The organism is Nocardioides cavernaquae, assembly GCF_003600895.1.
GTDB lineage: Bacteria > Actinomycetota > Actinomycetes > Propionibacteriales > Nocardioidaceae > Nocardioides > Nocardioides cavernaquae.
Window position 1 is genome coordinate 1,109,633 of sequence record NZ_QYRP01000002.1, and the last position, 25,106, is coordinate 1,134,738.

The following is a 25,106-nucleotide window of genomic DNA, read 5'->3' on the forward strand; positions in this document are numbered from 1 at the left end:
GCTAGATCACAGCGACCAGGAAGAGGAAACCGATGGGTTCCGTACGCGTAGGCATCGTCGGAGTCGGCAACTGCGCCAGCTCCCTCGTGCAGGGTGTTGAGTACTACAAGGACGCGGACCCGACGGGCACCGTCCCGGGTCTGATGCACGTCACGTTCGGCGACTACCACGTCTCCGACGTGAAGTTCGTCGCCGCGTTCGACGTCGACGACAAGAAGGTCGGCAAGGACCTCTCCGAGGCCATCAACGCCTCCGAGAACAACACGATCAAGATTGCCGACGTCCCGTTCGCCGGCGTCGAGGTCCTGCGTGGCCCGACCCTCGACGGCATCGGCAAGTACTACGCGCTGACCATCGAGGAGTCCGCCGCTGACCCGGTCGACGTCGTCAAGGCGCTCAAGGACGCGGAGGTCGACGTCCTCGTCTCCTACCTCCCCGTCGGCTCCGAAGAGGCCGACAAGTTCTACGCCCAGTGCGCGATCGACGCCGGCGTGGCCTTCGTCAACGCCCTCCCCGTCTTCATCGCCTCTGACCCGGTCTGGGCCAAGAAGTTCGAGGACGCCGGCGTCCCGATCGTCGGCGACGACATCAAGTCGCAGGTCGGCGCCACCATCACCCACCGCGTGATGGCGAAGCTCTTCGAAGACCGCGGCGTCGTGCTCGACCGCACGTACCAGCTCAACGTCGGCGGCAACATGGACTTCAAGAACATGCTCGAGCGCGAGCGTCTTGAGTCCAAGAAGGTCTCCAAGACCCAGGCCGTCACGTCGAACCTGACCGGCCCGCTGGCCAACCTGATCGACAGCAAGAACGTCCACATCGGTCCGTCCGACTACGTCGCGTGGCTCGACGACCGCAAGTGGGCCTACGTCCGCCTCGAGGGTCGCGCCTTCGGTGACGTCCCGCTCAACCTCGAGTACAAGCTCGAGGTCTGGGACTCCCCGAACTCCGCCGGCATCATCATCGACGCCGTCCGGGCCGCGAAGATCGCGCTCGACCGCGGCGAGGGTGGCCCGATCATCCCCGCCTCGGCGTACCTCATGAAGAGCCCGCCGGTGCAGATCGAGGACTCCGAGGGTCGCATCCTGCTCGAGAAGTTCATCCGGGGCGAGTGACCTCACCCGTCTGACACCCGAAACCGCCGGTCCCGTCCAGGGGCCGGCGGTTTCGTGCTTTTCGTCCGCAGTGTCCGGTCCAGACCACTACCGTTTGATCCGTGATCCTGCGCCTGCGCCTGCGAGGCGTTCGCCTCCTTCCGGCCCTGTTCGTCGTGCTCGGCACGCTCCTTGCTGCCGCGCCCGCCCAGGCCGCCGATGACGACTTCACCTTCCGGGGCACCTACCTCCGCACCGCTGACAACGGCTGCGACGCGGGCGACGTCCCGACCTTCGGCGGTCACTACTCCTCGTCCGGAAACCCGCTGCTGCGCTGGCATCCCGCCATGATCGGCAGCCGCGGCACCTGGGAAGCAGCCGCGGACACCACGCTCCACAAGTCCGTCGTCTGCCTCGACTTCGCCACAGCGGTGCCGTTCCGGATCGTCGAGGCGAACTGGACCCCCGGCACGGACAGCGGCGCGAGCGCCAGTTGCGCCCTGGGTGAGTACGCCGTCGCCGGCGGCTTCTACTTCCCGTCCGGGTTGCAGGGCAGGACCACAGCGAACCGCCCCGATGGCGACCGGGCATGGGGAGTCGAGGGCGGCGGCGATCCGCGTGCCAGCAACACGGCGTACGCCGTCTGCGCGAAGCTGCCCGCGGGCTTCACGACGTACTCGACCAGCGCCGACCGCGCCGACGCTGGCGAGGTGACCGCGACCTGCCGTGCGGGCGACGTGCCGGTGACGGGCGGCTGGGACGCGGCCAACGTCCGCGCCAGCTACCCGGAGCCGAACGGCTGGACCGTAGTGACCGGTGCCGGCGGCGGGTACTCCTCGGCGTTCTGCCTCTCCGGGCTGACGGATCGCGTCGAGACCCGGGTCGCGAAGGGCACCCATCCCTACCTCAACGCCGAGTGTGCGAGCGACGAGTTCCTCCTCAACGCCGGCTGGGACACCGGAGCCGGGATGGCAGACCTTCGGGTGTTCCTGCCCTGGAACAGCACCTCCCGCGGCTGGACCATCGCGTCCAACGAGGGCAACTCGTCGTCCTCGCTCGCGATCGGGCTCTGCGGCAAGGTGCTCCCGCCACCGGCTCCTTCCTGGACGGCCGAGCGCCTGCCCTGGACTGGCGCGATCGGCGTCGTCGGCCTCCTCGGGCTCGGCGTACTCATCGTCGGCGGCGGTCGGCTGACCACCCCGATCCGCGCCGTCGTCGGCGTCGGCACCGTTGTGGCCGTCATCGGCGCCGTCGGCGTCGGACTGGTCCCGATCGACGCTGGTGCCGTCACTCCGCCCGCGGACAGCGACACCGTCGCCCTCCCCTCGGGCATCCCGACAGCAACCACCTCCGCTTCCACGAGTGCCTCGCCGAGCGGGTCGCCGAGCGCGTCCTCCAGCGAGTCGGTCTCCGCCTCGCCGACCGAGTCGGACTCGGCGAGCGCCTCGGCGTCTGCCTCAGCCACCTCCGCGACCCCGAAGCCCTCGGCCACCAAGAAGCCGTCCGCCAAGCCCACCACCGCCAAGCCCACGACGCAGGCGCCCGCCCCGTACGTCGACTTCCGCGTCTCCCCCAACTCGTGGACCCGGGACTGCGGGGGGTCGAGTGGCGACCAGCTCACAGCGATCACGATCACCGTGGACAACAGCCGGAGCAACGAATCCGCCCTCTGGAGCGGCAGTGTGATCGCCAAGGGCGGCAAGAACTGGGCCTCGCTCAGCCCTGCGTCCGGCTCGGTCCCGGCTGGCACGACGAGGACCTTCCAGATCGTGCCCAACGGCGAGGCCTGCAACTGGGTGTACCTCAACGGCGCCTACGCGAACGGGTACAAGACCGGGCAGTTCAGCGTGAGCGTGAGCCACCCCGGCGGTCCGACCACGATCACCGGCACGGTTCGTTTCAAGATGATTCAGTAGCCGCCGCGTTCATCTGGGCGGCCACCTGTCAGCGCAACCGCCCGCGACTCGCCGTACGTGCCGCGGGTCGGAAGGCCTTGGCGTCGTAGCTGGTCGGGCCTGTCCGGGCCGGATTCGTGTCGCCGGCGCGCTGCCCGACCACCGGTCAGCAGTTCGAGTCGAACAGCGCGTTCTGGAGGTACGTCGCGGTGTGGGCGCCCTGCGTCGTGGTGAAGGGCAGCGAGACGGAGGTCAGGTGGTCGTCGTCGCGCGCGACGAACTCCGCGAAGAGGTAGTAGGTGCCGGCGTCCAGGTGCGCACCGTCGAGCGGCTTGCGGGCCTTCCAGTTGGTCGCGGTCATCTCGCGGGAAGGCAGGGCGCCGAGGATGCCCCCGGTCGGCTCCTGCCCCTGGGGCTTGGGGGCGTAGGTGACGTCATCGAGTCGTGCCGAGCCGTCGAGCACAGCGGCTCCCGCGAGGACCGGTCCCGTGACCTCGAAGGTGTCGTAGGCGACGTAGCGACCCGGACCTCCGCAGTACTGGAAGCCCTCGTTGCGGTCGGTCGGGATGACGGTCGGCTCCGGACCCGGCCCGTCGACGGCCCCACGGGTGGGCGCGCCCGCACCCAGCGGGACCTCCTGCGAGCAACTCGTCAGAGCAAGTGCGAGCAGGGCACCAGGGACGACTGACCAGGAAGACCGACGCGGCATCACGGTGACGATCCTGCCCCATGGATCCTGGAGTCAGTCGCGCGCGGCCCACCAGGCCAGCAACGCGTCGCGGGCCTCGTCGGGTGACTTCGGGCCCTCGTCGAGGCGGAGCTCCAGCAGGAACCTGTACGCCGCGCCGACATCGCGGCCGGGACCGATGCCCAGGATCTCCATGATCTGGACGCCGTCGAGGTCCGGGCGGATGGAGGCCAGCTCCTCCTCCTCGGACAGGCGGGCGATGCGGGCTTCGAGGTCGTCGTAGGTGCGGCGGAGCCGGTCGGCCTTGCGCTTGTTGCGGGTCGTGCAGTCGGCGCGGGTCAGGATGTGCAGGCGCTCCAGCTGGTCGCCGGCGTCGCGGACGTAGCGACGGACCGCCGAGTCGGTCCACTCGCCTGCGCCGTAGCCGTGGAAGCGCAGGTGCAGCTCGACCAGGTCGGCGACGGCGTCGATCTCGTCGTTGGAGAAGCGCAGCTCCTTCATCCGCTTGCGGGTGAGCTTGGCCCCGACGACGTCGTGGTGGTGGAACGTCACGGTGCCGTCGTCCTGGAACTTGCGGGTCCGCGGCTTGCCGACGTCGTGCATGAGCGCAGCGAAGCGCGACACGAAGTCCGGCGCGTGCCCCCGCTGCTGCTCCAGCTCGATCGACTGCTCGAGCACGATCAGCGTGTGCTCGTAGACGTCCTTGTGGCGGTGGTGCTCGTCGCGCTCGAGGGCAAGGGCCGGCAGCTCCGGCAGGACGTACGACGCGAGGCCGGTCTCAACCAGCAGCGCGAGGCCCCGGCGTGGCGACGGGGCAAGGACCAGCTTGACGAGCTCGTCGCGCACGCGCTCGGCAGAGATGATCGTGATCCGGTCGGCCATCGCGGTCATGGCGGCGACCACCTCGGGTGCCACCTCGAAGCCGAGCTGGGCGGAGAAGCGCGCGGCACGCATCATCCGCAGCGGGTCGTCGGAGAACGACTCCTCGGGCGTGCCGGGAGTGCGGAGCACCCGCCCGGCGAGGTCGAGGATGCCGCCGTAGGGGTCCTCGAGCACGCGACCGGGCACGGTCAGCGCCATCGAGTTGACCGTGAAGTCGCGGCGGCGCAGGTCGCCGACCAGCGAGTCGCCGTACTCGACGTCGGGCTTGCGGGACGTCGCGTCGTAGACCTCGGAGCGGTAGGTGGTGATCTCGATCTGCCACTCGCCCTTGCGGGCACCGATGGTGCCGAAGTCGCGGCCCAGGTCCCAGACCGCGTCGGCCCAGCCCTTGAGCAGGCGTTCGGTCACGTCCGGGTGCGCGGAGGTCGTGAAGTCGAGATCGTTCTGCAGACGGCCGAGCATCGCGTCGCGGACCGGGCCGCCGACCAGAGCCAGCTGCTCCCCCGCGGCCTCGAACCGCTCACCCAGCTCGTCGATGACCGGGGCGATGCGCTCGAGCTCCTGAGCCACACGCTTCTGGACGTCGGCCAGCAGGAGCGGAGGCTGAGTGGGCTGGGACACGGGAGACAAGGGTAGTCGGCGCGCGAGGTTCCTCTCGCCCCGCCGATAGAGTCGTCCGCGTGATGCGACTGCTGGCTGCCCTCCTTGCGCCACTCGTCGCCGTCATCGCCCTGCTGGCGTGGGTTCCCACGAACGGCGCGGCCCGTCTCCAGGCGGTCGGCGACGTCGCCGTGTCCCGGCTGGCGACACCGAGGGCCGAGTCCCCGGAGAGGTCCTCGGCGCGCCGATCGCCCTCCCGCGGAGCGCCAGCCGTGTCGGCCTCGCGCCACGCGGTCGAGGCTCCTCTTCCGCTCGGGGTGACGATGGACGTCCTCACGCCCGGCGTGGTCCCCAAGCGCGGACCTGTCGTCGTGCGGGGCAGGGTGGTCAACCGGTCCTCCGACACCTGGACGGACATCAACGTCTACGCCTGCACCTCCCACCAGCCGATCACGAGTGCTGCGGAGATCACGGCCGCCGCTTCCACCGAGAGCTCCACGGTCACCTGTGGCCGCACCAGCGTCTTCATGACGATCAAGAGCATTGCGCCGGGCCAGTCGAAGCGCTACCGCCTCCGGGTCGAGCGCGACGAGCTCGGCATCGGCACCACCCCGGGCGTCTACTGGTTCTCGGTGCAGGCGCTGGGCTCCTCGGCTGACGGCCGCGACGGCACCGCTGACGGCAGCGTCCGCTCGTTCCTGCCCCTCGTTGAGAAGCCCGGGACCACGGCCGAGGTCTCGCTCGTGCTCCCGTTGCGCCGCAGCACCGCGCACTCCTCCGACGGTCGCCTGGTCGACCCGGAGGGCTGGGCGGACGACCTCCGCCCGGGCGGGCGCCTGGCCAACCTCCTCGACCTCGCCGAAGAGGCACCGGCCGGCTCGGTCTCCCTGCTCACCGATCCGGCTGTCGTGGCGGCCGCACGCCAGATCGCCGGCGGCAACCTGCCACGCTCGCTCGGCCCGACGCAGGTCGCGCCGGCGCCCGACATCGACGCCGTCAGCCGCAGCGCGGCCGCTGCATGGGTGGAGCGGTTCCGCACGCTGGCCACCGGGCAGCGCGTGCTCGCCCTGCCCTACGGCGACCTCGACGTCGCCGCTGCGACGGAGCAGGACGCCTCCATCGTGGCGCGGGCGCTCGACCAGTCCGAAGACATGTTCCGCTCGCTCGAAATCAACGCCGAGCTCGTGGTCGCACCCCCGTCCGGAGTGCTCCCGTCGACCGCGCTCTCCGCGCTGAACCGGGCCACCGTCCTGCTCTCCGATGCGTCGCTTCCCGAGGAGGTTGCCGCGTCCGGAGAGGTCTCCGACGCTGTCATCTCCAACGGGAACCCGGTCCAGATCTACTCCGCCTCGCTGGCCTCGGGCGGCCCCGGTCCGACCAACGGCCTGCGCGCGGTCGCGCTGCGCCAGCGGATCCTCGCCGACGCATCGGTGCGGGCACTCGACGATGACGACCGGCCGATGCTCGTCGTACTCCCTGACCTGGTGGACCCCGGCGCCAACGCCGAGGAGTTCTTCGACGAGCTGGACCGCGACTTCCTCGACCTCGGCACCAGCCTCGCCGGCAGCGAGGAGCCGCCCGAGGTGGGCGACCTCGCCTACTCCGACCGGCAGGCCGAGGGACAGGTCGACGCTGCCCTCTTCCCGTACGCCGACCAGCTGATCGGCCTGGGCCACTCGCTCGACGTGCTGCTCCCGCAGGTGGACGACGTCGCGAGCACCGCTCTGCGCGAGGCGCTCTCCGCGGCGTCGTACCAGGCGGTCGAGAACGACGGCAGCAGCGCGTCGGCGCTGGCAGCACTCATGTCCACGGTCACCTGGTTCGAGGCACGACTCGACCAGGTCACCATCGACGCTCCGCGCTTCGTGATCCTCTCGTCCCGCACGGGCCTGTTCGCGATGACGGTCACCAACGAGCTCGACCAGCCGATCCGGATCAGCGTCCGGGCGCGCACCGACGACAGCCTGGTGATCCGGGCACCGCGGACCATCAACGTCCCGGCCGCGTCCAGCCGCACCGTGAACCTCTCGGCCGAGGCCAACGCGATCGGCGTCCACGCGGTCGTGCTCGTCGCGACCGACGCCGACGGCCGCGAGATCCAGAAGTCGGAAGAGATCAGCATCCGCACCAACAACTCGGGCCGCGTGATCTGGGTGATCATGGGCGGCGGAGCCGCACTGCTGTTCGCTGCGATCATCCTCCGCCTGGTCCGCAGCCGGAGGAATCGCGCATGAGCAACCCGACCACCGAGCCCGGCGACACAGCGGGCACCGGCGGCACAGGCGGCACTGACCGCTCCGTCCTCGACAACAGCGCCGTGATGGCTGCCGGGACGATCGTGTCGCGGATGAGCGGCTATGTGCGCTCGATCCTGCTCGCTGCCGCGCTGGGCATCGCCCTGCACGCCGACATCTTCAACATCGCCAACTCGGTGCCCAACATCCTCTACGTGCTGCTCCTGGGCGGTGTGGTCAACGCGGTGCTCGTGCCCCAGCTGGTCCGGGCTGCGCGTGACGACGCCGACGGGGGCGAGGCCTACACCAACCGGATCGTCACGCTGGCCGGGCTCTTCCTCATCGTCGTCACGGTGATCCTCGTGATCGCGGCGCCGGCCGTGATGAGCCTCTACCTCGACTCGGACTTCGGCGAGCCGGAGCTCGCGGCCCAGCGCCAGTCGGTCATCGACTTCGCCCGCTTCTGCCTGCCCCAGGTCTTCTTCTACGGGATGTTCGTGCTGGTGGGGCAGATCCTCAACGCCCGCGGCAGCTTCGCGCCGATGTTCTGGGCGCCGATCGCCAACAACCTGATCGCCATCACCGTGCTGATCACCTACCTGCTGGCCTTCGGCCCGGCGGCGGACCGCTTCGCCGCGTTCACGCCGCAGCAGGAGCTGGTGCTCGGCATCGGGTCGACGCTCGGCATCGTTGCGCAGTTCCTGATCCTGCTGCCCTACCTGCGCTCCGTCGGGTTCCGCTACCGGCCGCGGTTCGACTTCCGCGGCGCGGGACTGGGACACACCCTGCGGCTGGGCATCTGGACCGTGCTGCTGATCGTGGTCAGCCAGGTCGCCAACCTGATCGTGGTGCGGCTCGCGTCAGGCGGTGGCGCCGATGGCGGCACCGGCTACACCGTCTACTCCAGCGCCTCGCTGCTCGTGCTGGTCCCGCACTCGATCGTGACGGTCTCCCTGGCCACCGCGATCCTGCCCCGGCTCAGCGCGTCCGCGCACGCGGCCGACCGCGCCGCCATGGCAGCGACGCTGAGCAGCGCGCTGCGCACGGCGCTCTCGCTGGTGCTCCCGTTCGTCGTCCTGCTCCCGATCATCGCCGTGGACCTGGCCAACCTGGTCTTCGGCTACGCCGCCGCCAAGGAGTCCGCGAGCGACATCGCGCCGACCCTCGCGATGCTCGGCCTCTCGCTGGTCTTCTTCACGGCGCACTACCTGATCGTGCGTGGCTTCTACGCCCTCGAGCGCACGCAGCTGGTGTTCTGGATCCAGTGCCTGATCACGGTCGTCAACATCGCGCTCGCCTTCGCCTTCGTCGGCCAGGTGGATGCGCAGGGCACCTCGCCCGCACTGGCCCTTGCCTACACCGGCGCGTACGCCGTCGGTGCCGGCACGGCGTACGTGCTGCTGGCCCGGCGCCTCGGCGGCCTGGACACGGCGGTCCTCACGCGCTTCGTGGTCCGCATGGCCGTGGCCCTCACCATCGCGGCGGCGGTGGCCGTCGCGGTCGCCGTCGGCGCCTCCTCGGTGCTCGGCGACGACCGCAACAAGGCCGAGGTCGTCATCTGGCTCGCGGCCGTCAGCGCCTCCTACGGGCTCGCCTTCCTGGGAGCCGCACGGGCCATGCACGTCCGGGAGGTCACCGAACTGGTCGAGTCCGTGACGCACCGGATTCCCGGCCTCCGATAGGACCACCCAGCCATTAGGGTGAGTGACGATGCGGCCGGCACTCGGAGGCCGCGGAGGTGAGGAGGGACGGTGCCCGCGATGCGACCCGGTGACGTCCTCGCCAACCGGTATCGACTCGTCGTCCTGCTCCACGAACGCAGCGGTGGCCGCTTCTGGAAGGCTTGGGACAACGTCCTCGCCCGCTTCGTCGCGCTCCACCTGATCCAGGTCGACGACGACCGCTCGCCGCTCCTCCAGGACGCGGCGCGGCGCTCCGCGGGCGTCCATGACCCGCACCTGCTGCGGGTGCTGGACGCCAACACGCTCGACGATCTCTGCTACGTCGTCAACGAGTGGGGCGAGGGCACCTCGCTCAACAACATGGTCGCCGAGGAGCCGCTCCCGCCCCTGCGCGCCGCCTGGATCGCCGCCGAGACGGCCGCCATGGTCGCCGCCGGACACCAGGCCGGTGTTGCCCACGGTCGCCTGGTCCCCGAGAACGTCTTGCTCGACACCGATGGCGCCGTGAAGGTGATCGGCTTCGCGGTCGACGCTGCCCTCCACGGCCTGCCCCCCGAGCGCAAGGGCGCCGACCTCGTCGACATCGGCGGCATCCTGTACGCCGCGCTGACCGGCCGCTGGGCCGGCGTCTCCGACTCCGGCGTACCTGCCGCTCCCCTGGAGCACGGTCGACCGCTCCGTGCGCGCCAGGTCCGCGCCGGCGTCCCGCGCACCCTCGACGCGATCTGCGAGGACCTCCTCGGTGGTCGCGGCCGGCTGACCAGCATGGACGCAGTGGTCGACGCCCTTCTCGCCTACATCGGCGACCCGACCGTGGTCGCCCAGGCTGAGGGTGAGCGGGTCCGGTCCGGCCGGTCCGGGAGGTCCGTCGAGGACACCGATGCGACCGACCAGATCCCTGCCGTGACCGCTCCGGTGCTCGCCTCTCCGGAGGCCGCAGCCGACACCCCGCCGGCGCCCGCGGTCGACGACGGGCCGCCCACCCAGCTCGCCCCGATGGTGGCCGACGAGCAGCACACGCAGGCGGGGGCGCCCGCTTTCCTCGACGACGTGGACGAGGACAACTGGCACGCGCCGTCCGGCATCAAGCCACCACCGCCGCCGCCCTTCGAGGAGCCACCGGAGCGGCCGCTCTTCGCACCTGACCCGCCCGAGGGCCGGCTGCGCCGACTGCCTCCAGCCACGGGCGCCGAGGCGGGCTACTGGCCCTTCGCCGAGTCCAGCGGTCCCCACACCCCGATCCCGGTCGACGTGGAGGATCCCGACCCGACACCCGGCCGCAACTGGCTCCGCCTGGCCGGCGTGCTGATGGCGATCCTGCTGGTCGTGGTCGTCGTGATCTTCCTGATGAACCGCGGCGGCGAGCGGACCCCCGACGGCAACGACCCGTCCTCGGCCACCCCCAGCGGGAGCGTGCTGACCGGAGTGGCCGCCAGCGACTTCGACCCGTTCGGGGACCCGCCCAACGAGCACCCCGAGGACGTGGCCCTCACCGTTGACGGCAAACCTGACACGGCATGGGAGACCACGACCTACAAGCAGGACTTCGGGCCCGGCGGCCTCAAGCCCGGCGTGGGTCTGGTCCTCGACCTCGGGTCGAGCCGTTCGGTCAACAGCGTCGTGGTGAGCGTCAACGGTGACCCGACCGCGATCGAGCTGCGCACCGCCGGTGACGTCCGGCCGTCAGGCACCGGCGAGGCGTCACTGAGCGGGCTCGACGTCGCGGCGCGCGCCACGTCGTCGGGCGGCAAGCTGACCCTGACGCCCGAGAGCACGGTCACGACGCGCTACCTCCTGCTCTGGATCACCTCGCTCCCCACGGTGGGTGGCGAGTTCCGTGCGGCAGTCTCCGAGGTAGAGGTCCGCGGGTGAGTGGTCCTGACCGCTCGGACGCCGACCTGCTGGCCGCACACGTCGACGGCGACCCGGACGCGTTCGGTGAGCTCTTCACCCGGCACCGCGACCGGCTCTGGGCGGTTGCGCTGCGCACCACCGGCAACCCCGAGGATGCCGCCGATGCCCTGCAGGACGCCCTGGTCGCGGCCTTCCGCCGGGCTGCGTCCTTCCGCGGCGAGGCAGCGGTCACGACCTGGCTGCACCGCGTCGTGGTCAACGCCTGCCTCGACCGGGCTCGCGCCGCCAAGGTGCGTGCCGCCGACCCGCTGCCCGACGACCTCGAGCGCTACGCGCGCGGCGGTGCCCTCGCGACCGCGACCCCCGACGCCGGGCCCGAGGATGCGGCCGAGGCCGACGAACGCCGACGGCTCGTGCTCGCCGCCCTCGCCACCCTGCCCGCCGACCAGCGCGCAGCTCTCGTGCTGGTCGACATGGAGGGCTACCCGGTGGCCGAGGTCGCCGAGATGCTCGACTGCGCCGTCGGCACCGTGAAGTCCCGCTGCGCCCGCGCCCGGGCGAAGCTGGCCGTGCTGCTCGGCGTACTCCGCGAGACGCCTGACACACCCGACCCGGGGAACCCTCCCGCCGTCCGGCCCGTCCCATCCACGAAGACCCCGCGCGGACCACCACCCGCCCAGCTCGCCTGACCCGCGCCGACCCACCCGCATCCACCCGCACCCACGAGGAGGAGGTGACCTCACCATGAACGAACTGGACCCCACCCAGACCGAAGCCGTACGCCGCGCGCTCGCCGCCGCGCGCCACGACGAGCCGATCCCGGCCGAGGTCGCCGCCCGCCTCGACGCCACGCTGGCGGACCTGGTGGCGGAGGAGTCCGCCCCCGCGGTTGCTGCCGCCATGGTCGCGCCCGCCGATGCCACCCGGACCGCCACGGTGGTCCCGTTCCGCCGCCGTCGCCTGCCGGTCCTGCTCGCAGCAGCAGCCGCGGTGGTCGCCGCCGCGGTCGCAGTGCCCCAGCTCGTCGATCAGCCCGGCGCCAACGACGGCAGCACGGCCGCGCTCGAGTCCGTCCCCGCAACCACCGCGGATGAAGCCGGGGCGGGCGACCGGGAGCAGCGTGGTCCCTTGAGCGCCCAGGACCTCGACCACACCCTCAGCAAGGCCGGCGTCACCCAGCTCCGCGACGAAACCCTGCTGACCGACGTCGCGAACCTGCTCACGCTGCAGCGCCGCACGGCACTGGACGGGCTGTCCCAGGGATACGACAACCGGGGAGGCGCAGCCGGCGAGCTGGGGGGTCTGGTCGACGGCGCCACTCCCGACGCCAACAAGGCCGATGCCCCTGCCAACGCGGCTGGCCCCTGGGCAACCGCCGCGGGTCGCGGGTGCGGACCGTCCGAGCCGCCAGCGGGATCCCGGATCTTCGCCGCCCGCTATGAGGGCCACCGTGCGATCGTGGTTGCCTTCGCGGCCACTCCCGACGGCACACCGGTCCACGTCTACGACTGCCGCACTGCGCCGCGGGTGCCGACGCGACTGTTCACCCTGCCGCTCGCGGACTGAGGGTTCCTTTGGAACAAGGGCCGCTTAGGATCGGTTGAGCACGTGACAACCCCGTGTCATCCGTCGTACCGGCCAGGAGGCCAGCCCCGCATGAGCGAGATTCGCAACGTCATCATCATCGGTTCCGGCCCCGCCGGCTACACCTCTGCGGTGTACGCCGCCCGCGCGAGCCTCAGCCCGCTGGTCTTCGAGGGCTCGGTGACCGCCGGTGGTGCCCTCATGCAGACCACCGAGGTCGAGAACTACCCCGGCTTCCGTGACGGCATCATGGGCCCGGCGCTCATGGACGAGATGCGGGCACAGGCCGAGCGCTTCGGCGCCGAGCTCGTGGCCGATGACGTCACCGAGGTCGAGCTGTCCGGCGACATCAAGACGGTCAAGACCGCGGAGGGCACCTTCCAGGCGCGCTCGGTGATCCTGGCGATGGGCTCCGCGCACCGCAAGCTCAACCTGCCCAACGAGGACGCCCTCTCGGGCCGTGGCGTCTCCTACTGCGCGACCTGCGACGGCTTCTTCTTCCGCAACCAGGAGATCGCGGTGATCGGCGGTGGTGACTCCGCCGTCGAGGAGGCCACGTTCCTGAGCCGCTTCGCGTCGAAGGTCTACCTGGTCCACCGTCGCGGCGAGCTGCGCGCGTCGAAGGCGATGCAGGAGCGCGCCTTCGCCGACCCGAAGATCGAGATGGTGTGGAACTCCGAGGTCGCCTCGATCAACGGCACCGAGTCCCTCGAGTCGATCACGCTGCGCTCCACGACCGGCGACGGCGCGACCCGCGAGCTGCCCGCGACCGGTCTCTTCGTCGCGATCGGCCACGACCCGCGCTCGGAGCTGGTCAAGGGCCAGATCGACCTCGACGCCGACGGCTACGTGCTGGTGAAGAGCCCGTCGACGCACACCAACGTCACGGGTGTCTTCGGCGCCGGCGACCTGGTCGACACCCACTACATGCAGGCGATCACCGCGGCCGGCTCCGGCTGCGCGGCGGCTCTCGACGCCGAGCGCTACATCGCGATGCTGGACCACGCGGCATCCACGGCGGGCTCCGCCGAGGCCACCGCCGCCGAGGCCACGGTCTGAGCGACCCGTCCCGCGGGCCGGGAATGAAATGTCGGTCCAGTGCTGTTCACTGGTCCGTACTACTAAGCCTCTGAGCTGACGCACCCGGCCTGGCACCAGGACCGGGACAACGAAAGGGAACACCGTGGGCAACATTGCCGCAGTCACCGACGCCGCCTTCGACGCGGACGTCCTCAAGTCGGACAAGCCCGTCCTCGTGGACTTCTGGGCCGAGTGGTGCGGCCCGTGCCGCCAGGTCGCCCCGATCCTGGACGAGATCAACACCGCCCACGGCGACAAGATCACGTTCCTGAAGATGAACGTCGACGAGAACCCCGTCACCCCGTCGAACTACCGCGTCACGGGCATCCCGACGCTCGCGGTGTTCCAGAACGGTGAGGTCGTCAAGACGATCGTCGGCGCCAAGCCCAAGGCCGCGCTCCTGCGCGAGCTCGAGGCCTTCCTCGCCTGATCCGCTCGCCTGATCCGCTCGCCTGATCCGCTCGCCTGATCCGCTCGCCTGATCCGCTCGCCTGATCCGCTCGCCTGATCCAGGCTTCGGCTACGAAGGCCGTCCGTCCCGCACTTGCGGGCGGGCGGTCTTCGGCTGTTTCTGGGGTCGCAGCGTGCCGAGCAGCGCACCGATCGCCTGCTCGACCTCGTCGCGCCAGCTCAGCGTCGAGCGCAGCTCCATCCGCATGCGCGGGTGCACCGGGTGTGGCCGCTGGGTCCGGAAGCCGACCGCCGAGAGGAAGTCGGTGGGCAGGACGCAGTGCCCGGGTTCGAGCCGCTTCCGGCTGTCGCCGAAGGCCTCGATCGCCACGATGTCGCGGTCGACGAGATCACGGGCGGCCGCGCGCACGAGCAGCCGGCCCAGCCCGCCGCCGCGATAGCCCGGCTCGATGTGCACGGTGGTCAGCTGCACCGCGTCGGGCGTGATCGGCGCCGTCGGCAGCACCGACGACCCGGCCACGAACGCGCCAGGTGCGTAGAGCACGTAGGCGACCGGCCGGTCGTCGTCGAGGACGACCTGTCCGCACGAACCCCATTCACGCAGCACCTCGGAGACCCAGGTCTGCTTCTCCTCGGGCTGGTCAGCCGTGCAGACCCGGTCGCGGCGTACCGGATCGAGCTCCCAGAACAGGCAGCTGCGGCAGGGCTGCGCGAGGTCGACCAGGTGATCGACCGTCAGCCGCACCGGACGACGTAGTAATGCCATGGCGCCCACCTCCTATGCTTGTGTCCATCATGAGCGAGATCTCCCGCAGCAGCACCCGACTCGACCAGTACGTCGACCGGTACGCCGCGCGCACCAAGGGCATGACTGCCTCTGAGATCCGCGCGCTGTTCGCCGTGGCCAGCCGTCCCGAGGTGGTGTCGCTCGCTGGCGGCATGCCCAACATCTCCGGTCTGCCACTCGACATCGTCGGCCGCGCGATCGGCGACCTGATCAAGACCAACGGCCCCACCGCGATGCAGTACGGATCGGGTCAGGGCACCCCGGAGCTGCGCGAGCAGATCTGCGAAATCATGCGGATGGAGGGCATCGACGCCCACCCCGACGACGTCGTCGTGACCGTCGGATCGCAGCAGGCGGTCGACCTGGTCACCCGGATCTTCATCGACCCGGGCGACGTCATCATCTGCGAGGCCCCGTCCTACGTCGGTGCGCTGGGTGTCTTCCGCGCCTACCAGGCCGACATCGTGCACGTGGAGATGGACGAGCACGGCCTGGTCCCCGAGCTGCTCGAGCAGGCAATCGCGGCGACCAAGGCCGCGGGCCGCACGATCAAGTTCCTCTACACGATCCCCAACTTCCACAACCCGGCCGGCGTGACGCTGTCGGCCGAGCGCCGTCCCGAGATCCTGCGGATCTGCCGTGAGGCCGACATCCTGATCCTCGAGGACAACCCCTACGGCCTGCTCGGCTTCGACGGCCCGCCGCACCGTGCGCTGCGCGCCGACGAGGCCGAGGGTGTCATCTACCTGGGCTCGTTCTCCAAGACCTTCGCGCCGGGCTTCCGGGTCGGCTGGGCGCTCGCGCCGCACGCGGTCCGCGAGAAGCTGGTGCTGGCCCAGGAGTCGGCGACGCTCTGTCCGCCGGCGTTCAGCCAGATGGCCATCTCGGCCTACCTCGAGCAGCACGACTGGCAGGGCCAGATCAAGCAGTTCCGGGAGATGTACCGCGAGCGGCGTGACGCGATGATCAGCGCCCTCGAGGACATGATGCCGGCCTCGGTCCGGTGGAACGTCCCCGACGGCGGCTTCTACGTCTGGCTCACCCTCCCCCCGGGCATCGACTCCAAGGCCATGCTCCCGCGCGCGGTCACCGCCCGTGTGGCCTACGTGCCGGGCACCGCGTTCTACGCCGACGGTTTCGGCACCAGCTCCATGCGACTGTCGTTCTGCTACCCGACGCCCGAGCGCATCCGCGAGGGCGTACGCCGCCTCGCCGGCGTACTCGAGCAGGAGATGGAGCTGCGCGAGATGTTCGGCGCGACCGGCTCGATCCCGACCATTGCACGGAGCCGTTACGACGGCCCGGGAACGGACATGGCATGAACGCCGACACTCCCTCGCCTGAATCTGGCTCCATCGGCCGGGTCGTCGTGCTCGCCGGCGGCCTCTCGCACGAGCGCGACGTCTCCATCCGCTCCGGCCGCCGAGTTGCCGAGGCGCTGCGCTCGACCGGCCTCGAGGTCGAGGAGCGTGACGTCGACTCCAGCCTGCTGCCCGCCCTGCTGGCCGACAAGCCGGGCTGTGTCGTGCCGATGCTGCACGGCGAGACCGGCGAGGACGGCACGATCCGCGAGATCCTCGAGCTGCTCGGCATCCCCTACGTCGGCGCAACTCCTGCCGCCTGCCGCGTCGCGTTCGACAAGCCGGTCGCCAAGACCGTCGCCCAGCGCTACGGCGTGCACACCCCGGCCTCGGTGGTCCTTCCTGCCGAGTCGTTCCGTGAGCTCGGCGCCGCCGCGGTCATGGCGCTGATCGTCGAGCGCCTCGGCCTGCCGCTGATGGTGAAGCCCGCCAAGAGCGGCTCCGCCCTGGGCTGCGCAGTGGTCCGCACGCCCGAGGAGCTCCCGGGCGCGATGGTCAACGCCTACGCCTACGGGACCGTGGCGCTCCTCGAGCAGTTCATCGAGGGCGACGAGGTCGCCGTGCCGATCATCGACACCGGCGATGGCCCTCGCGCCCTTCCGGTCGTCGGGATCAAGCCCGACGGCGGCGTCTACGACTACACCGCGCGCTACACCGCCGGCAGCACGACCTTCCAGACCCCGGCGGGGCTCTCCGACGAGCTCACCGCCGAGTGCCAGCGGGTCGCGATGACCATCCACGAGAAGTTCGGGCTGCGCGACTTCTCGCGCTCCGACCTGATCGTCGACGCGTCCGGGACGGTGTGGTTCCTCGAGGTGAACGTGGCACCGGGTTTCACCGAGACCTCGACCGTGCCATTGTCTGTGCAGGCAGCCGGGCTCGAGCTCGGCTCCCTGATGGCGGGGATCATCCGGTCCGCCGCCACCCGCTGATCCAGGAGTCCTCCCCATGGTCGACGTGACCTACCCGATCATCATCGCCGCTGCGAAGTCGTGGTTCCGTGTCGGCGGCTTCAAGATCGACATGCAGGGCACCGAGCACGTGCCGGCGAGTGGTGGCGCCGTGATCGCGTGCAACCACAACTCCTACCTCGACTTCATCATGACCGGCTACCCCGGTGAGAAGAACAAGCGCTACACGCGCTTCATGGCGAAGAAGGAGGTCTTCGACCACAAGGTCGGCGGCCCCCTGATGCGCTCGTTCAAGCACCTCGCGGTCGACCGGTCCAACGGCGCCGAGGCCTTCGAGATCGCGGTCAACGCGCTCAAGAGCGGCGAGGTGGTCGGTGTCTATCCCGAGGCCACCATCTCGCGCAGCTTCCTGATCAAGGACATCAAGTCCGGTGCGGTCCGCATGGCCGCGGCCGCTGGCGTCCCGGTCGTCCCGGTCGTCCACTTCGGCATGCACCGCATCCAGACCAAGGGCCACGCGCGCGACCTGTCCCGCGGCAAGGCCGTCGTGATCCGCGTCGGCGAGCCCTACTTCCCCACCGGTGACGACGTCCCGGCCCAGACCGCCGAGCTCAAGCGCCGCATGGACGCGCTGCTCGACGAGTGCATCGCGGCGTACCCCGAGGAGCAGAAGCCCCCGGGCGCCTGGTGGGTCCCCGCGTCGTACGGCGGCTCCGCGCCGTCTCTCGAAGAGGCCGAGCGCCTCGACGTCGAGGAGAAGAAACTCCGCGCCGAGCGCAAGGCCGCGAAGGCCGCCACCAAGAAGGCGTGATTAAGCCGAGCGCAGACCGAGCTGTCGTGCGTCAGAGAGGGTGAAGACTTTTCGTCAGCATGTGGCGAAAAGTCTTCACCCTGATCCGCGGCAGCCTCAGAGCACCAGCCGGCGCACATCGGCAGCGACATGCGCGAGGTGTGCGGTGAAGCGGGCCGCGAGTGCCCCGTCGACGACCCGGTGGTCGTAGGAGAGGCAGAGCGGGAGCATGAGCCGCGGCTCGAACTCCTCGCCGTTCCAGACCGGCGCCATCTTCGACCGGACGACGCCGAGGATCGCGACCTCGGGGGCGTTGACGATCGGCGTGAAGTGCGTGCCGCCGATGCCGCCGAGGCTGCTGATCGTGAAGGTCGCACCCTGCATGTCGGCGACGGTCAGCTTGCCGTCGCGGGCCTTCGCGGAGAGCTCGCCGAGCTCGCGGCTGATCTCGGCGATGCCCTTGCGGTCGACGTCGCGGACGACGGGGACGACGAGGCCGTCGGGGGTGTCGACGGCGACGCCGATGTGGATGTAGTCCTTGAGGACGAGCGAGTCGCCGGCGAGCGAGGAGTTGACCTCGGGGAACTTCCGCAGCGCCGAGGCGGCTGCCTTGAGCAGGAAGCTCAGCAGCGTGACGCGGTAGCCCTCCCCCTTCGCGGCCTGGTCGAGCTCGCGACGGTAGGCGTCGAGGTCGGTGATGTCGGCCTCGTCGGCGTGGGTCACGTGCGGGACGTTGAGCCACGAGCGGTGCAGGTGCGGGCCGGAGACCTTCTTGATCCGCGAGAGCGGCACCGTGCGGACCGGGCCGAACTTCGCGAAGTCGACCTCCGGGATCGGCGGGATGCCCGCGCCGGACGCGGTGCCGGCGGCAGCCGGTGCGACCGACTTCTCGTAGTGGCCGAGCAGGTCCTGCTTGGTGATCCGGCCCTTCGGACCGCTGCCCGGCACCTTCGCGAGGTCGAGCTCGAGCTCGCGTGCCAGGCGCCGGACCAGCGGGGTCGCCCGCAGGTTGCCGTCGGCCTCGACCTCGGCCACGCCAGCGGCTTCGGCCGGCGCGGCAACTGGAGCCGCCGGGGCCGGCGCGGCGTGCTCCACGGGAGCGGTCTTGCCAGGCGCGGTCTCGCCGAGAACGGTCTCCTCGGGAGCGGCCGGAGCGGCGCCCTCGGCCTCCGCGATCGCGACGACCGTGCCCTCGCTGACCTTGTCGCCGACCGCGATGCTGACCGACACGATGGTGCCGGCAGCGGGCGACGGGATGTCCATCGTGGCCTTGTCCGTCTCGATCGTGATCAGCGGGTCCTCGGCCTGGACGACGCTTCCGGGAACGACATGGACCTCGATGACGGGTACGTCGGTGAAGTCACCGATGTCGGGAACCTTGATTTCCATCAGTGCAGTCCTCAGATGTGGGCCGGGTCGGCGCGGTCGGGGTCGATGCCGTACTTCTCGATGGCCTGCGCGACGACGTCGGCGGCGATCGTGCCCTCGTCGGCGAGCCGGCGGAGAGCGGTCACGGCGATGAAGTGGCGGTCCACCTCGAAGTGGCGACGCAGGTTGCGGCGGTAGTCCGAGCGGCCGTAGCCGTCGGTGCCGAGCGCGGTGTAGTCGCCCGGGACGAACGCGCGGATCTGGTCGGCGTACGACTTCATGTAGTCGGTCGCGGCGATGACCGGACCCGTGCGGCCGGCGAGGCACTGCTCGACGTACGACGCGCGGCGCTCCTCCAGCGGGTGCAGGGTGTTCCAGCGCTCGGTGGCCAGGCCGTCCCGACGCAGCTCGGTGAAGCTCGGCGCGCTCCAGACATCGGCGGCGATCTTGAAGTCCTTCGCCAGCAGGTCGGCGGCCGCGATCACCTCGCGCAGGATGGTGCCGGAGCCGAGCAGCTGGACCTTCGCGCCGCGCTTCTTCGCCAGCGGGTAGAGGCCCTTGATGATGCCCTCCTCGACGCCCTTCGGCATCTCGGGGTGCTCGTAGTTCTCGTTCATGAGCGTCAGGTAGTAGAAGACGTCCTCCTGCTCGACGTACATCCGGCGCATGCCGTCGGCCACGATCACCGCGACCTCATAGGCGTACGTCGGGTCGTAGGCGATGCAGTTCGGGATCATCGCGGCGTGGAGGTGGCTGTGGCCGTCCTCGTGCTGCAGGCCCTCACCGTTGAGCGTGGTGCGGCCGGCGGTGCCACCGAGCAGGAACCCGCGGGCGCGCATGTCGCCGGCGGCCCAGGCGAGGTCGCCGATCCGCTGGAACCCGAACATCGAGTAGTAGATGTAGAACGGGATCATCGGGGTGTCGCTCGAGGAGTACGACGTGGCCGCCGCGATCCACGACGACATGGCGCCGGCCTCGTTGATGCCCTCCTGGAGGATCTGCCCGCTGGCGTCCTCCTTGTAGAAGAGCAGCTGGTCGGCGTCCTGCGGGGTGTAGAGCTGGCCGACCTGGGAGAAGATGCCGACCTGCCGGAACAGGCCCTCCATGCCGAACGTGCGTGCCTCGTCAGGGACGATCGGGACGATCCGCTTGCCGATCTCCTTGTCGCGCAGGAGCTTGGTGAGGATCTGGACGAAGGCCATCGTCGTCGAGATCTCGCGGCCGTTCGTGCCGGCCAGCTGCGGGCCGGCGAAGTCCGCGACGGCCGGGATGTTCAGCGCCTGCGAGGTCCGGCGACGGGCGGGGAGGTAGCCGCCCAGCTCCTTGCGGCGCTCGTGCAGGTAGGTGTGCTCGCGGGAACCCTCGGCGAAGGAGACGTAGGGGTAGTCCAGGATGTGCTTGTCGTCGACCGGCACGTCGAAACGGTCACGGAATGTCTTGAGGGCTTCCTCGGCGACCTTCTTCTGCTGGTGGGCGATGTTCTGCGCCTCGCCCGCCTTGCCCATGCCGTAGCCCTTGACGGTCTTCGCGAGGATGACGGTCGGGGTGCCTGCGTGGGCATTGGCGGCCGCGTAAGCGGCGTACACCTTCTGCGGGTCGTGACCGCCGCGGGTGAGCCGCCAGATCTCGTCGTCGGTCCAATCCGCGACGAGGGCCTTCAGCTCGGGGTCGACGCCGAAGAAGTGCTCACGGACGTAGGCGCCGTCCTTGGACTTGAAGGTCTGGTACTGACCGTCGACGACCTCCATCATGCGGCGCTTGAGCGCGCCGGAGGTGTCCTGCTTGAGCAGCTGGTCCCAGCCGGAGCCCCAGACCAGCTTGATGACGTTCCAGCCGGCGCCGCGGAAGACGCCCTCGAGCTCCTGGATGATCTTGCCGTTGCCGCGGACCGGGCCGTCGAGGCGCTGCAGGTTGCAGTTCACGACGAAGACGAGGTTGTCGAGCTTCTCGCGCGACGCCATCGAGATCGCACCGAGCGACTCGGGCTCGTCGATCTCGCCGTCACCGAGGAACGCCCACACCTTGCGGCCGGCGGTGCTGGCCAGCCCCCGCGCGTGGAGGTACTTGAGGAAGCGGGCCTGGTAGATCGCCATCAGCGGGCCGAGGCCCATCGACACGGTGGGGAACTGCCAGAAGTCCGGCATCAGCCAGGGGTGGGGGTACGACGAGAGGCCCTCACCGCCGGTCTCCTGACGGAAGCTGTCCAGCTGCGCCTCGGAGAGCCGGCCCTCGAGGAACGCGCGAGCGTAGATGCCGGGCGAACAGTGGCCCTGCACGTAGACCAGGTCGCCGCCGTGCCCGTCGCCCGCCGCGTGCCAGAAGTGCTGGAAGCCGGTGTCGTAGAGGGTCGCGGCGGACTGGAAGCTGGAGAGGTGGCCGCCGAGCTCGCTCGACTCCTTGTTGGCACGGAGCACCATCATCATCGCGTTCCAGCGGACGGCGGAGCGGATCTTGTGCTCGATCTCGCGGTCACCCGGGTGCGTCGGCTCCTCGTCGACCGGCACCGTGTTGACGTACGGCGTGGTCGCGACGAACGGCACTCGGGCGCCGAGGCGCTGTGCCTCGGCCATCAGCTGGTCGAGGAGGTACTTCGTCCGCGGCTCTCCGTCGAACTCCAGGACGGCAGCGAGTGCTTCGCGCCACTCCTGCGTCTCGGCGGGATCGATGTCGGTCATACCGTGCCCTTCGGGGGATGGTGAGGTCAACCACCATCCTCCGGGCGCCCACGGGCATGCGTCCAATGCCTAATTCGCGCCCTATGCATGCATATGAGGCATGAATTGAGGCTCGTCCTAGCCGCGAGCGACCTTGCGCGCGTTGCCGATCACGTGCTGCCGGAACCGGTCGGACGCCGACGGGAGCCGCCGGTCCCGGATCCAGGCGATGCCGATCTCGCGTGAGGCCTGGACGTCCGAGACGCGGAGGTGTGGGGCGGCCGGGGCGCCGACCCCGTGCGGATCCGGCAGGAGCGCCACGCCGAGCCCCGCTGAGACCAGGCCACGGAGCGTCTCGACCTCCTCGCCCTCGAAGCCGATCTGCGGCACGAAGCCCGCCTCCACGCAGAGGTGCTCCGTGACGGCGCGGAGGCTGAACCCGGACTTGAGGACGATGAACGGATCCGCCGCGAGGTCGGCGAGGCGGACCGATCGGCGGCCAGCGAACCGGTGGTCGGGCGGGACCACGAGCCGCAGTGGCTCGATCAGCAGGCGCCGGCTCTCGATCTGCGGGTGCTCCGGCAGGCCACCCGTGATCGCGAGGTCGACCGCACCACCGAGCAGGTCGTCGACCAGACCCGCGTCGCCGTGCTGGCGCAGGTCGAACCGGACCTCGGGGCGCTCAGCGCGGAAGCTGCGGATCAGCTCGGGCACCAGCCAGGTGCCGAGGGTGTGCAGGAAGGCGAGCGGGACGAAGCCACCCTGTGGAGCCGCCATGTCCTGGACGGCCCGGACTCCGCGGTCGTAGGCCTCCACGATGCGGCGGGCGGAGTCGAGCAGCTCACGGCCCGCGGGCGTCAGCGTGAGGCCGCGGCCGGAGCGCTGGAAGAGCTCGGAGCCCACCTCCCGCTCGAGCCGCGACAAGGCCCGCGACAGCGCCGGCTGGGTGCGGTGCGCTCGCTCGGCGGCCACGGTCACCGTGGTCCCGTCGGCAACCTCGAGGAACGCCCTGATCGTTTCGATCTCCATGAACTCATGCTCTCAGTGCATGAGTCCGCCGCCAAGGCACGGCGTGCCCTGGGCAAATCAGCCGAGCAGCTCCGCCAGGATCGCGTCCTCGAGGTCGAGCAAGAGATCGCCCACCCCCACCGCGACCTCGGCAAGGTCCGCCGACGCACGGGCCCGGTCGTCGGCCGACAGCGTCAGCAGGTCGAGGACGTCGCGCGGGTCCCAACGGTCGTAGACGATGCACTGGAACCGCGCCCCCTCGCGCGTCCGCCTCTGCGAGATGCCGACTGCCTTGCGGCCGCCGACCAGCAGCTCCCCCGGCCCCATCGCGGCAAAGCAGACCAGCCGTCCCCACGGCGTCTTCTCGAGGCCCTCGTCGTAGAGCTCTGCTTCGATGCCGACGGCCGCGAGCGCGCGGGACCACGCGGCGCCCAGCCACAGCGGCGACCTGCGGACATCGTCGGTCCAGAGCCGGTCGTGGCGTGGCAGCACCACGTCCAGCCACAGGGACCGCTCGGGATCGACGTAGACCGCACCGCCCCCACTGCGGCGGCGTACGACGTCCACGGACGCCGCGGCGACAGCGACCGGATCGGTGACCGACTCGTCCTGGGCACTGCCCAGGACGAGGGTCGGACGCTCGGGCACGAAGAGCCAGGTCTCTGCCTCGGCCAGATCGGCAGGGATCTGGCGGGCATGGAAGTCAGCGACCGAGCCGTCGACGCGCTTCAGACGCATGCGGACACCCTGCCACGCCGCCGGCCGGGCACTACTCGGAGCGGGCGGCGTGGAACGGTTCGGGGGCCGTCCAGCCGCGCCACGAGGCAAGCAGTCGCCACACGATCGTGACCCCTGCGGCCACCACGACCACCAGCACTGTCGGCAGGTCGAGACGGGTGCCGACGACCGCGAGCCCCGCACCCGCCAGCGCGGGGATTGCGTAGAGGTCACGCCGGCGAAGGACGGTCGGGACCTCCCCCGCGAGCACGTCACGGATCACGCCTCCGCCCACTCCGGTGACCAGTCCGAGGATCGTGGCGGGCATCGGGCCCAGACCGTACTCGGTCGCCTTGAGCGCACCGGCGACGCTGAACAGCCCCAGCCCGATCGCATCGAAGACGTTGATCAGCGGCTGCAGTCGATTGATCGCCGGGTGCAGGAAGAACGTGATCAGCCCACCGAGCAACGCCGCCGTGAGGTAGCGCCAGTCGGAGAGGCCCGGCGGCGGGACGTCTCCGATGAGTACGTCGCGCAGCCAGCCGCCGCCGAGTCCGGTGACCGTGCCGAGCACTGCGACGCCGACGATGTCGAGCCGCATCCGCACGGCGGTGAGCCCGCCCGAGATGCCGAACACGAACATCGCGAGCAGGTCGACGATCACCACGAGATCACCATGCCCTCACCATGGCTGCGAGTGAACCACGCCCGCGGGTCGATAGGTTGGAGCCCATGACCACCTACGGCATCCTCGGTGTCGGATCCATCGCCTCCGCGATCGTCACCGGGCTGTGCGACGGGGTCTCCGATGCCCCCGAGATCGTGCTCTCACCGCGCAACGCGGACCGGGCCGCCGCGCTCGCCTCGACCTTCCCGTCCGTGCGCACGGCGACGACCAACCAGGCCGTGGTCGACGCCAGCGACGTGGTCCTCGTCTGCGTGCTCCCGGAGCAGGCGCCCGAGGTGCTGCGCGGGCTCGCGTTCCGCGCGGACCACCGGGTCGTCAGCGCCGTCGCGGGCCTCCCGCTCGGCGACCTCGCCGCGCTCGTTGCGCCGGCGCAGGAGATCGCGCGCAGCATCCCGCTCATGGCCGTCGCGACCCGCGGCGGCACGACGCCGGTCTTCCCTGCGACACCCTCCGCGACCACGCTCTACGACCTGCTCGGCACGAGCCTGCACGTCGACACGGAGGCGACGTTCGACGCGATCGTGGGCGCCTCCGCGACCGTCGCGGCGTACTTCGACTACCTCGGGACGATCACGGCGTGGCTGGCCGACCGCGGTCTGGCACCCGGCGACGCCGGGCCGTACGTCGCCGCGACCTTCGCCTCGCTGACCGACGAGCTGTCCCGTCCGGAGGTGGACTTCGGCGCGCTCGCGCAGGCCCACACCACCCCCGGCGGCCTCAACGAGCAGTTCGCCCGTGACCTGAGGCAAGCCGGCATCACGGACGCCGTGCGCCGCGGGCTGGACCGCATCCACGCCCGCGTGCGCGGCTGAGCCCGC

General features: G+C 70.5%; 21 protein-coding genes. 13 read left to right on the forward strand and 8 right to left on the reverse strand.

Features of this window, described 5'->3' with window-relative positions:
* The first annotated feature begins 32 nt into the window (after window positions 1-32).
* Window positions 33-1,115, forward strand: coding sequence for an inositol-3-phosphate synthase (locus D4739_RS05475; protein ID WP_120059625.1), 1,083 nt, complete (start codon window positions 33-35; stop codon window positions 1,113-1,115).
* A 101-nt stretch (window positions 1,116-1,216) separates the two neighbouring features.
* Window positions 1,217-3,010: a hypothetical protein gene (locus D4739_RS05480; protein WP_120059626.1), complete on the forward strand. Its 1,794-nt coding sequence runs from the start codon at window positions 1,217-1,219 to the stop codon at window positions 3,008-3,010.
* A gap of 145 nt (window positions 3,011-3,155) precedes the next feature.
* On the opposite strand, the gene D4739_RS05485 is transcribed toward D4739_RS05480, so the two are convergent.
* Together D4739_RS05485 and D4739_RS05490 are read right to left on the reverse strand one after the other, a co-directional pair.
* A complete protein-coding gene (locus tag D4739_RS05485) occupies window positions 3,156-3,698 on the reverse strand; it encodes a hypothetical protein (protein WP_147384819.1) in 543 nt (180 codons plus the stop codon).
* 33 nt (window positions 3,699-3,731) lie between these two features.
* A complete protein-coding gene (locus D4739_RS05490) occupies window positions 3,732-5,180 on the reverse strand; it encodes a CCA tRNA nucleotidyltransferase (protein ID WP_120059628.1) in 1,449 nt (482 codons plus the stop codon).
* A gap of 62 nt (window positions 5,181-5,242) precedes the next feature.
* Between D4739_RS05490 and D4739_RS05495 the strand changes: the two genes are divergently transcribed.
* From D4739_RS05495 to trxA, 7 genes are all read left to right on the forward strand, one after another.
* The gene (locus D4739_RS05495; RefSeq protein WP_120059629.1) at window positions 5,243-7,393 is read left to right on the forward strand and encodes a DUF6049 family protein; all 2,151 of its coding nucleotides are present in this window, start codon (window positions 5,243-5,245) and stop codon (window positions 7,391-7,393) included.
* Window positions 7,390-9,075: a murein biosynthesis integral membrane protein MurJ gene (gene murJ / locus D4739_RS05500; protein ID WP_120059630.1), complete on the forward strand. Its 1,686-nt coding sequence runs from the start codon at window positions 7,390-7,392 to the stop codon at window positions 9,073-9,075. Before D4739_RS05495 ends, murJ begins: the two co-directional genes overlap by 4 nt.
* Window positions 9,076-9,144: 69 nt before the next feature.
* The gene (locus D4739_RS05505) at window positions 9,145-10,947 is read left to right on the forward strand and encodes a protein kinase family protein (RefSeq protein ID WP_147384823.1); all 1,803 of its coding nucleotides are present in this window, start codon (window positions 9,145-9,147) and stop codon (window positions 10,945-10,947) included.
* Window positions 10,944-11,618, forward strand: a complete 675-nt coding sequence (sigM, locus tag D4739_RS05510) for an RNA polymerase sigma factor SigM (protein ID WP_120059632.1) — start codon at window positions 10,944-10,946, stop codon at window positions 11,616-11,618. Before D4739_RS05505 ends, sigM begins: the two co-directional genes overlap by 4 nt.
* A gap of 55 nt (window positions 11,619-11,673) precedes the next feature.
* Window positions 11,674-12,495: a hypothetical protein gene (locus tag D4739_RS05515; protein ID WP_120059633.1), complete on the forward strand. Its 822-nt coding sequence runs from the start codon at window positions 11,674-11,676 to the stop codon at window positions 12,493-12,495.
* Window positions 12,496-12,585: 90 nt separating this feature from the next.
* On the forward strand, window positions 12,586-13,572 hold the full coding sequence (gene trxB / locus D4739_RS05520; RefSeq protein ID WP_120059634.1) for a thioredoxin-disulfide reductase: 987 nt from the start codon (window positions 12,586-12,588) through the stop codon (window positions 13,570-13,572).
* 124 nt (window positions 13,573-13,696) lie between these two features.
* Window positions 13,697-14,023, forward strand: coding sequence for a thioredoxin (trxA, locus tag D4739_RS05525; protein WP_120059635.1), 327 nt, complete (start codon window positions 13,697-13,699; stop codon window positions 14,021-14,023).
* Window positions 14,024-14,113: 90 nt separating this feature from the next.
* On the opposite strand, the gene D4739_RS05530 is transcribed toward trxA, so the two are convergent.
* Window positions 14,114-14,770: a GNAT family N-acetyltransferase gene (locus D4739_RS05530; RefSeq protein WP_120059636.1), complete on the reverse strand. Its 657-nt coding sequence runs from the start codon at window positions 14,768-14,770 to the stop codon at window positions 14,114-14,116.
* Between the two features lie 29 nt (window positions 14,771-14,799).
* Between D4739_RS05530 and D4739_RS05535 the strand changes: the two genes are divergently transcribed.
* From D4739_RS05535 to D4739_RS05545, 3 genes are read left to right on the forward strand one after another with little or no spacing between them, the layout of a single operon-like run.
* Complete coding sequence (locus tag D4739_RS05535) at window positions 14,800-16,113, forward strand: aminotransferase-like domain-containing protein (RefSeq protein ID WP_182920320.1); 1,314 nt, start codon at window positions 14,800-14,802, stop codon at window positions 16,111-16,113.
* Entirely contained in the window at window positions 16,110-17,084 is a 975-nt protein-coding gene (locus D4739_RS05540; protein ID WP_120059638.1) for a D-alanine--D-alanine ligase family protein, read from the forward strand. The genes D4739_RS05535 and D4739_RS05540 overlap by 4 nt, the downstream gene beginning before the upstream one ends.
* A gap of 16 nt (window positions 17,085-17,100) precedes the next feature.
* Window positions 17,101-17,874 (forward strand): lysophospholipid acyltransferase family protein, encoded by a 774-nt coding sequence (locus D4739_RS05545; protein WP_120059639.1) that lies wholly within the window; start codon window positions 17,101-17,103, stop codon window positions 17,872-17,874.
* A 96-nt stretch (window positions 17,875-17,970) separates the two neighbouring features.
* On the opposite strand, the gene aceF is transcribed toward D4739_RS05545, so the two are convergent.
* The 5 genes from aceF to D4739_RS05570 all read right to left on the reverse strand — a co-directional run bounded on the left by aceF (window position 17,971) and on the right by D4739_RS05570 (window position 24,267).
* Window positions 17,971-19,242, reverse strand: a complete 1,272-nt coding sequence (gene aceF, locus D4739_RS05550; RefSeq protein ID WP_120059640.1) for a dihydrolipoyllysine-residue acetyltransferase — start codon at window positions 19,240-19,242, stop codon at window positions 17,971-17,973.
* Window positions 19,243-19,253: 11 nt separating this feature from the next.
* The gene (aceE, locus tag D4739_RS05555; RefSeq protein WP_120059641.1) at window positions 19,254-21,896 is read right to left on the reverse strand and encodes a pyruvate dehydrogenase (acetyl-transferring), homodimeric type; all 2,643 of its coding nucleotides are present in this window, start codon (window positions 21,894-21,896) and stop codon (window positions 19,254-19,256) included.
* Between the two features lie 117 nt (window positions 21,897-22,013).
* Window positions 22,014-22,904 carry a LysR family transcriptional regulator gene (locus tag D4739_RS05560; protein WP_120059642.1) on the reverse strand — a complete coding sequence of 297 codons (891 nt, stop codon included), beginning with the start codon at window positions 22,902-22,904 and terminating at the stop codon, window positions 22,014-22,016.
* A 57-nt stretch (window positions 22,905-22,961) separates the two neighbouring features.
* Window positions 22,962-23,621 (reverse strand): lipoyl protein ligase domain-containing protein, encoded by a 660-nt coding sequence (locus tag D4739_RS05565; RefSeq protein ID WP_120059643.1) that lies wholly within the window; start codon window positions 23,619-23,621, stop codon window positions 22,962-22,964.
* A 31-nt stretch (window positions 23,622-23,652) separates the two neighbouring features.
* Window positions 23,653-24,267 (reverse strand): trimeric intracellular cation channel family protein, encoded by a 615-nt coding sequence (locus D4739_RS05570; RefSeq protein ID WP_120059644.1) that lies wholly within the window; start codon window positions 24,265-24,267, stop codon window positions 23,653-23,655.
* Window positions 24,268-24,332: 65 nt separating this feature from the next.
* Here D4739_RS05570 and D4739_RS05575 point away from each other — a divergent pair, with 65 nt between their 5' ends.
* Entirely contained in the window at window positions 24,333-25,100 is a 768-nt protein-coding gene (locus D4739_RS05575; protein ID WP_182920321.1) for an NAD(P)-binding domain-containing protein, read from the forward strand.
* The last annotated feature ends 6 nt before the right edge of the window (window positions 25,101-25,106 follow it).

Bases quoted from the DNA above. Each gene is read 5' to 3' on its own strand.
- D4739_RS05475 (WP_120059625.1), top strand. From the start codon at position 33: ATGGGTTCCGTACGCGTAGGCATCGTCGGAGTCGGCAACTGCGCCAGC.
- D4739_RS05485 (WP_147384819.1), bottom strand. From the start codon at position 3,698: ATGCCGCGTCGGTCTTCCTGGTCAGTCGTCCCTGGTGCCCTGCTCGCA.
- D4739_RS05495 (WP_120059629.1), top strand. From the start codon at position 5,243: ATGCGACTGCTGGCTGCCCTCCTTGCGCCACTCGTCGCCGTCATCGCC.
- murJ (WP_120059630.1), top strand. From the start codon at position 7,390: ATGAGCAACCCGACCACCGAGCCCGGCGACACAGCGGGCACCGGCGGC.
- D4739_RS05515 (WP_120059633.1), top strand. From the start codon at position 11,674: ATGAACGAACTGGACCCCACCCAGACCGAAGCCGTACGCCGCGCGCTC.
- trxB (WP_120059634.1), top strand. From the start codon at position 12,586: ATGAGCGAGATTCGCAACGTCATCATCATCGGTTCCGGCCCCGCCGGC.
- D4739_RS05530 (WP_120059636.1), bottom strand. From the start codon at position 14,770: ATGGCATTACTACGTCGTCCGGTGCGGCTGACGGTCGATCACCTGGTC.
- D4739_RS05535 (WP_182920320.1), top strand. From the start codon at position 14,800: ATGAGCGAGATCTCCCGCAGCAGCACCCGACTCGACCAGTACGTCGAC.
- D4739_RS05540 (WP_120059638.1), top strand. From the start codon at position 16,110: ATGAACGCCGACACTCCCTCGCCTGAATCTGGCTCCATCGGCCGGGTC.
- D4739_RS05545 (WP_120059639.1), top strand. From the start codon at position 17,101: ATGGTCGACGTGACCTACCCGATCATCATCGCCGCTGCGAAGTCGTGG.
- aceF (WP_120059640.1), bottom strand. From the start codon at position 19,242: ATGGAAATCAAGGTTCCCGACATCGGTGACTTCACCGACGTACCCGTC.
- aceE (WP_120059641.1), bottom strand. From the start codon at position 21,896: ATGACCGACATCGATCCCGCCGAGACGCAGGAGTGGCGCGAAGCACTC.
- D4739_RS05560 (WP_120059642.1), bottom strand. From the start codon at position 22,904: ATGGAGATCGAAACGATCAGGGCGTTCCTCGAGGTTGCCGACGGGACC.
- D4739_RS05565 (WP_120059643.1), bottom strand. From the start codon at position 23,621: ATGCGTCTGAAGCGCGTCGACGGCTCGGTCGCTGACTTCCATGCCCGC.
- D4739_RS05575 (WP_182920321.1), top strand. From the start codon at position 24,333: ATGACCACCTACGGCATCCTCGGTGTCGGATCCATCGCCTCCGCGATC.